8 protein-coding genes are annotated in these 6834 nt (G+C 39.8%); 5 read left to right on the top strand and 3 right to left on the bottom strand.

The features are described 5' to 3' along the window. The first annotated feature begins 1209 nt into the window (after positions 1–1209). From DUT70_RS18190 to DUT70_RS18170, 5 genes are all read left to right on the top strand, one after another. A complete protein-coding gene (locus tag DUT70_RS18190) occupies positions 1210–1416 on the top strand; it encodes a hypothetical protein (RefSeq protein ID WP_113648787.1) in 207 nt (68 codons plus the stop codon). 43 nt (positions 1417–1459) lie between these two features. Then, entirely contained in the window at positions 1460–1912 is a 453-nt protein-coding gene (locus tag DUT70_RS18185) for a ferritin-like domain-containing protein (RefSeq protein ID WP_113648786.1), read from the top strand. A 34-nt stretch (positions 1913–1946) separates the two neighbouring features. Continuing rightward, positions 1947–2264: a hypothetical protein gene (locus DUT70_RS18180; protein WP_113648785.1), complete on the top strand. Its 318-nt coding sequence runs from the start codon at positions 1947–1949 to the stop codon at positions 2262–2264. A gap of 198 nt (positions 2265–2462) precedes the next feature. After that, positions 2463–2828 (top strand): hypothetical protein, encoded by a 366-nt coding sequence (locus DUT70_RS18175; protein ID WP_128353392.1) that lies wholly within the window; start codon positions 2463–2465, stop codon positions 2826–2828. A gap of 181 nt (positions 2829–3009) precedes the next feature. Next, the gene (locus tag DUT70_RS18170) at positions 3010–3381 is read left to right on the top strand and encodes a YdeI/OmpD-associated family protein (protein ID WP_113648783.1); all 372 of its coding nucleotides are present in this window, start codon (positions 3010–3012) and stop codon (positions 3379–3381) included. Positions 3382–3948: 567 nt separating this feature from the next. On the opposite strand, the gene DUT70_RS18160 is transcribed toward DUT70_RS18170, so the two are convergent. The 3 genes from DUT70_RS18160 to DUT70_RS18150 form a co-directional block, all read right to left on the bottom strand. After that, positions 3949–5235 carry a hypothetical protein gene (locus DUT70_RS18160; RefSeq protein ID WP_128353391.1) on the bottom strand — a complete coding sequence of 429 codons (1287 nt, stop codon included), beginning with the start codon at positions 5233–5235 and terminating at the stop codon, positions 3949–3951. Between the two features lie 61 nt (positions 5236–5296). Beyond that, entirely contained in the window at positions 5297–5692 is a 396-nt protein-coding gene (locus DUT70_RS18155) for a hypothetical protein (RefSeq protein ID WP_113648780.1), read from the bottom strand. A 16-nt stretch (positions 5693–5708) separates the two neighbouring features. After that, positions 5709–6834: hypothetical protein (locus DUT70_RS18150; RefSeq protein ID WP_162926663.1), on the bottom strand; the 1126-nt coding region annotated here is incomplete at its 5' end.

Raw genomic sequence — 6834 nt, 5'->3', positions numbered from 1 at the left:
TTGAAACTTTCTCTAACTCTTCCGAATCATCGTAACAGGTACTCCTTGTGTAGGAGTGAGGACCCAAACTGCGATTTCAATTGATCACTGGTTAAATATTTCCCCGTTACTTTAATCTCTGCTATTCTCGCCCTTAAAGGGAGAGATGTCCACGGGACAGAGAGGGTTTTTGATGTTTTTATGTGTTGAACCTCTCTCTAGCTCTCTCCTTTGAAAGGAGAGAGGACAGGTACTGCTTTTATCATTCTTACTGTGGGTGGTTTTCGTATTGAAACTTTCTCTAACTCTTCCGAATCATCGTAACAGGTACTCCTTGTGTAGGAGTGAGTACCTGAACTGCGATTTCAATTGATCACTGGTTAAGTATTTCCCCGTTACTTTAATCTCTGCTATTCTCGCCCTTAAAGGGAGAGATGTCCACGGGGCAGAGAGGGTTTTTGATGTTTTTAGGTTTTGAACCTCTCTCCAGCTCCCTCCTTTGAAAGGAGAGAGGACTGGTATTGCTTTTATCATTCTTACTGTGGGTGGTTTTCGTGTTGAAACTTTCTCTAACTCTTCCGGATCATCGTAACAGGTACTCCTTTGTTAGGAGTGAGTACCTGAACTGCGATTTCAATTGATCACTGGTTAAGTATTTCCCCCGTTACTTTAATCTCTGCTATTCTCGCCCTTAAAGGGAGAGAACTCGCATAGCGAGAAAGGGTTTTGATACTTTTAGGTGTTGAACCTCTCTCTAGCTCTCTCCTTTAAAAGTAGGGAGGACAGGCAGTGCTATTATTTCGCTCCTTAACCCTTCTCCTTGAAAATGATAGGGGATGGGTAGCGCTACTATTTCTTCACAAATTAGCGGGGTCGAGTGGTGCTATTCCGCCTTTATTCTAAGTGAATTCCGTACAAACTTTTCTATATGTATCTCTCCGCTACGGTCGAGATGACTGGGTAGAAGCTGAATGAACAATGATCAGTTGGCAGTTGGCTAATAAACAGTTAACCAAATCATCAACTAACCAGTTAACCAATGAACCAATGAACCAGTGAACCAATCAACTAACAAACCAATGACTACGTATTTTCCTCGCTAAATACCTAATTTAAAAGTCGCCTAAACCAAAGCCACATGAGCTTGTTGTGTTTCGGGAAAGGGATGAGAGTAAAAGAGGATGGGCCTCTAGAATCTTGTTCTTTTCCTTTTAAATCACTGGATAAAGAATGTTAGCACAAGAAGCACAAAACAACTTACAAACAATAGATTTACCAAGCACCGAAGTGCCTGCATTGCCAAATGTTTCAGTAACATCACTTGATCATATTGCGTTGGCTGAGCATTTACAAATTAACTTATCGGAAACAGATAGGTTATTACATACCAAACCCGTTTTTCTTTATCCAAAGAATGGTATCTCAGGATTGCTGTAGGTGATTTATAGACGTACAAAAATTTAAAACTAAATATAATATTATGGCAACATCATCAAATACAGTATTAAACGAGCTGATAGAGCTTAACAACGACAGAATAGCAGGTTTTGAAAAAGTGCTATCGGATATTGACGACGCAAATGTGGATTTAAAGGAACTGTTTCAAGAATACGCTACACAAAGTAGAAGATTTAGTCAGGAACTTACTGCAATTGTAGCGGCAAGAGCAGGCGAGCCAGAAACAGGAAATAGTGTGGCTGGAACTCTGCATCGTGCATGGATTGACGTGAAAGCGCTGTTTGGCGGTAGTGATAGGGAAAGCATTTTATCGGAAGCAGAAAGAGGGGAAGATGCCATTAAAAAAGCTTATCAAACTGCCATTGCTGAAGGCGGACTTGCAGGCGAGGCTTTGGAAAAAGTTACGGAACAAGCTAGGTCGATCAACAAAGCGCATGATACCGTGAAAGCCTTAAGAGATATGGCTAAGGTATAACAATAAGTAGGATTAACTTAGACAAGATAAGCATATGATTGGCAGTCAATTTTTAAGAACAAAGCCAAGTAGCCACACGGTGCTACTGGCTACGGGTGTGGCCGCATTGGCTGGGGTAGCTTTGGTTTGCGCCATACCGCAAACCCGCAAAGCTTGTGGACGTTGGATTAATAACATGATGGCACGTGCAAAGGAACGTATGCATAACCAAAACAATAATGGTAATTGGAAACGTAATTTGGACAATGCGGAAAGGTTGAAAGGTCCAATGGCTAAACGGAGAAATGCTACTATAATTAATGCACCCAATGTAGCAACCTCTGCCTGGAAAGACGAATGGTCGAGTGAATAGGAATTAGGCAGACAGTATTTGTTTCATTTACAATTGCTGTTCGCAGGTCTGCAATTGATAGGATATTTAGGTGTGGTATATGTTTGTGTGTGAACCGAACCATTCCCTTGTGGAGTGGTTTTTATGTTTAAGGATGTGTACTATGAATTAGCCAAAAGCCAATCATTAAATGAACGGATAATAATTAAATCAAATCACATGGAAAATCAAAATCAATCTCATAAAGATGAACAAGGTTCGTCTGCAAGAAATCAAGAACAAAATACGACTAAAACCAATCCTGATATGCCTACTTCGGCAGGAGGCAATAGGGAGTTTGAATCTCCTAATCAGGACGACCTTAATAATGAAACGCTATATCGTAAAAACGAAATTAGCGAAGATGCTGAATCGAGGGTGCTGAACGAGGAGGAAAACAACATGGAACCTCAAATAGATGAGGAAGGCGAATTTAAGCCTAAAACGGGATGGATGAGGGAAGAGGGTTTAAGTGGTGAGGAACGGAACACGGCGGAGGAAGAAGACTTGAATGGTCGACGTTCTGGAGATGCATCTGCGCTATAGCATTACACCAACACTATTTGTTTAGAGCACCTACGGCTATTTGCTGGAGGTGTTTTTTTTTGTTTCTCTCTTTCGTTTGGTGAATCACTGAGGCTAATTACAAATCTTTTTTAATCTTTTTTTGCACTGCCATAGGGCTGTCAGTAGCCCATGATATTTTCGTTTCATCAAACCTTAAATCATGGAAACTAAAGACGGAAAATTGGCAGTATATGCGCCTGGCAGAAAGGAATGGCGCAAATGGTTGGCGGAAAATTACCATAGCGGTAGCTCGGTATGGCTCATTTTGTACACAAAAAAGAGCTTAGTGCCAAGTATTAACCTGAACGATGCTACGGAAGAAGCATTGTGTTTTGGATGGATAGATAGTTTATGCAAGAAAAGGGACCACGAAAGCTATTACCTTACCTTTGGTCCACGAAACCCAAGAAGAAGCAGTTGGAGTGCAATCAATAGGGAACGGGCACACCAAATGATCAGCAAAGGATTGATGATGCCTCAGGGACAATTGATGATCGATTTGGCGAAAGTAAGGGGCAGCTGGGATTCTTAGGTTGGTTAATTGTTTAATCGTTGAACTGGTTAGTCGTTGAACTGGTTAATTGTTGAATTGGTTAATTGCTTATTAACATTTGGCATTCATCGCTCATTCCTTTTTTCATTTTCCGAAATAAAAAATTAATCTAGGTTGAGTTATCCACCGAACTTTGCGAATTATTGAATGTACCTTTTACCACTTAATGTTTTATCTTATAAAATAGATCAGCCAAATCCGAAATCGCTGATGTTACCTTCATATCGTAATAACGAATTTTGAACCACGCAGCCGTTCGGCAGGACCTTTTCTGTTGTATATAATTTTTTTGTTTTTGATATCATTAAGGTGAGTCCAACTATGGAAATGATCAAGTTCGACGAGATGAAGAAAACATGGTTTGAGATTGCTAAAAACAATGACGGAATCTGCCCCCTTCATTTGAGCTGGAGGTTCATAGAAAACTGCTGAATATTTTTCAGGTCGGGGACTATTACTATTACATCTTCAATACCGCAAATGGAATTTTTGTGCAAAAGCACTAGTTATAAAGATAATTAAAAAAGCAAAGCTGATTTTTTCACGTTAAAGGTGTTCTAGTTCTAGTTTACGTATCTCCACTAGTCCTTTTTTGTCGCTTAGGGGAGCTCCCGTAACCAAAAGGCCTAAATAATATTTGTCTGGGAAATAATTTACTTCGGTGGATAGCTGAAAGTTTTCCAAGTCATTTAACCTGCAGGTGAAGGTATTGCCTTTCTTGGTGATAGTAAGTTTTACTTCCGATTCTGTGAAATTCAGCATAGGGTTTTTCTTTCTGCTAAGGGAGACCCAACTTCCATTATAACCATCTTGTCCAAGATAAATCCCCCTGGATTTATCTGTATTCAATATTTTTCTTTTGACCTCTTTCAGGTGAAATGTATTTAGACTACCGTATTTATCAGTAACTTGATAAGCCATTGGAGAACTGATAAAAGCATAAGTTCCATTCATTTTGGGATTGATAAATAGGTGATAACCTTTCCCGATCTCTATTTTAAAGAGGTCGGTTTTATCACTTGCCTTTAGATACAGGTTCATCACAAAGTCTTTCGAGAAGTCGAATTTGTCGATGTTCCTGTAGATACGTGAAGGTTCAAATCTGGTTTCTTTATCCCAGTTAACAACGGCACCGACATAATTTTGTGTACTGATTTTAAACGTACCATTCTCTATGTTAGTGTAGTTAGTTGTATACTTGTAGTTTTGATCTTCCCTGATTGACGGATGTGTATTGATGATCCAAGTTTGATCTGATTTAATTTCATCCAAGATCTTCAGTTTCTGATAGGGGATATTTGTCGCGGTCAGTTTAGCCAGCGTAGGCGTAATGATTTCTAATTTCTTGGCTATAGCCTCCTTTTTTAATCTTTCCTCCTTGGCCTCTTGGCTTCCTTTGATGATCCCCACGGCCAAATTGACCGTATTTTCGCCGATTTTTCCACTTTTGATTTCGTTCATGGCGCCATCTATCATATAATGAGTTTGGATATAGGCGTAATAGGCCTGTTGTTTTTCTTGTGGTAGGAGAGAGATCAGGGTGCTGTTCAATGAAGTGAGATAGTTGTCGAAGGAAAGTTTCCCCTGTTTGATATTGGCCAATTGTTTGCTAAAGTTTACCGTTTGCAGGTAATTGTTTACGGCCTCATCATGTCCGAATACCGTTTCAAGATAGGCCTTGGCACTTGCCTCGTCCAGTTTTCCCTCTTTGAGCAGAGATTCCAATAAGGTGCCAAACTGCTCGTTAACTACTTGCTCAAGTTTGATCTTGTTATCCTGTGCAAAGCTAGTTGCCATGCAAAATATCAATAGTAAAATAAATAGTCTTTTCATTTTAGCGGATTTAAAATGTTGATCATGTATCAGCAATAAGTGTGGCAGTGATGAGACGATCTCATTGCGCACTTACTTTTGAAGGCCTGTTTTCTTCATTCTTGGGCTGAGGCATACTGATCCATTTTAGGTTGTATCCTCGCTTCTTAAAACTTTCAATTTTGAAGTCCCTACTCTGTTTCTCGCTTTCGTACCATTTTGCATGATGTTTGCTCATCCAGTTAAAACTAACTAGGTAGGTGTCGGGTGTACGTTTCTGCCATCCCATAAGTTCTACAAAACCCTGTCGCCAAGCATTTGCATGATTATATTTATCCTCTACAACCACTTCTTGTAACTCCGTGAGGTAAACAACCTTATTGGTATGGTCCATGGCATAAAACCAAGCTTCTCCCTTAGCCTGCGGGAAGGCGTTAAAAACATGGAGCAGCAAGGCTATCAAAAGCGAATTTTTCATCATTGATTTGTTTTAGTTATAAATGTGCCAGCTCCAATTTGTGGATTTCGACAAAAGTCTTTTTGTCAGGAGCTTTTAGGGCAATGCCGATGTAGTATTTATCAGGAAAGTAATTGATCTTTCGGGTGACTGCGTAGGGTAAATCATTGAAAGCGCAAGAAAATGTAGCTTCTTTTTTAGTAATAGTCAGCTTTAAGGGTTGCTCAAAGTCGATATCTGCATTTTTTCTCTCGGTAATGGTCATGCCACTTTTTGCTCCCAAAAAGATACCGCGATCTGCATCAACCCTTCTTCCGTCGTACAATCCGCGATGTTCTTTTTCTTTAAGGTTTCCATACTTCTCAGTTACACTATATTCAAGCGGAGTGGTGATGATGAGTTGCCCATTGGCCCGCTGAACGAATATTTTGAAACCTTTGCCAATTTCCAGTTCGAGCCTAGTCTGGCTTTTAGGTATCCTGATATAGATGTCCATTCTAAAATCTTCAGAGAAGTCAAATTTCTCGGGGTTCCTGTAAATTCTGATGGGCTCGAAAACAGCTTTTTTCTCCCAATCAAGCCCCGAAAAATAATTTTGGGAACTGACCAATAAATATCCGTTCTGTAATGCGGTATAATTGGAAGTGAATTGTAATGTAGGATAATTTGGCCTATCTAAAACGATCGGATTTTTGTTTTCTATCCAATTCAAGTTGGATTCGACCTCATCAATAATTTTAAGCTTTTTATGATCTTTGTGGCTTGCCGCTAATTTTGATATTGTTGGGGTAATGATTTCTAGTTTTTTAGCGATCGTTTCGTTTCTGATCTTTTCTTCTTTCGCATCTTTCAGTCCTTGTAAAATCCCTGAGGTCAATTGTAGGGTGTTGGCACCTATCTGCCCACTTTTAAGCTCATTTAGCGCACCTTCCATCATATACTGGTTTTGCATGTGCGAAAAATAGGCTTGCTGTTTTTCTTGCGGGATAAGTGATAGCAGGTTATGGCTGAGCGAAGTAAGGTAGCTATCAAAAGACATTTTGCCTTGCCCAAGGTTCTTTAATTGTTGTCCAAAGTTTATTGTTTTCAGGTAATTGCCCACGGCCTCATCGTAACCGAACACCGTTTCCAGATAGGTCTTGGCACTCGTTTCGTCCAGTTTT

The organism is Pedobacter chitinilyticus, from assembly GCF_003313385.1.
Classification (GTDB): Bacteria; Bacteroidota; Bacteroidia; order Sphingobacteriales; family Sphingobacteriaceae; genus Pedobacter; species Pedobacter chitinilyticus.
The sequence above is the reverse complement of the archived record's forward strand: the minus strand, read 5'-3'. Positions and strand labels throughout refer to the sequence as shown.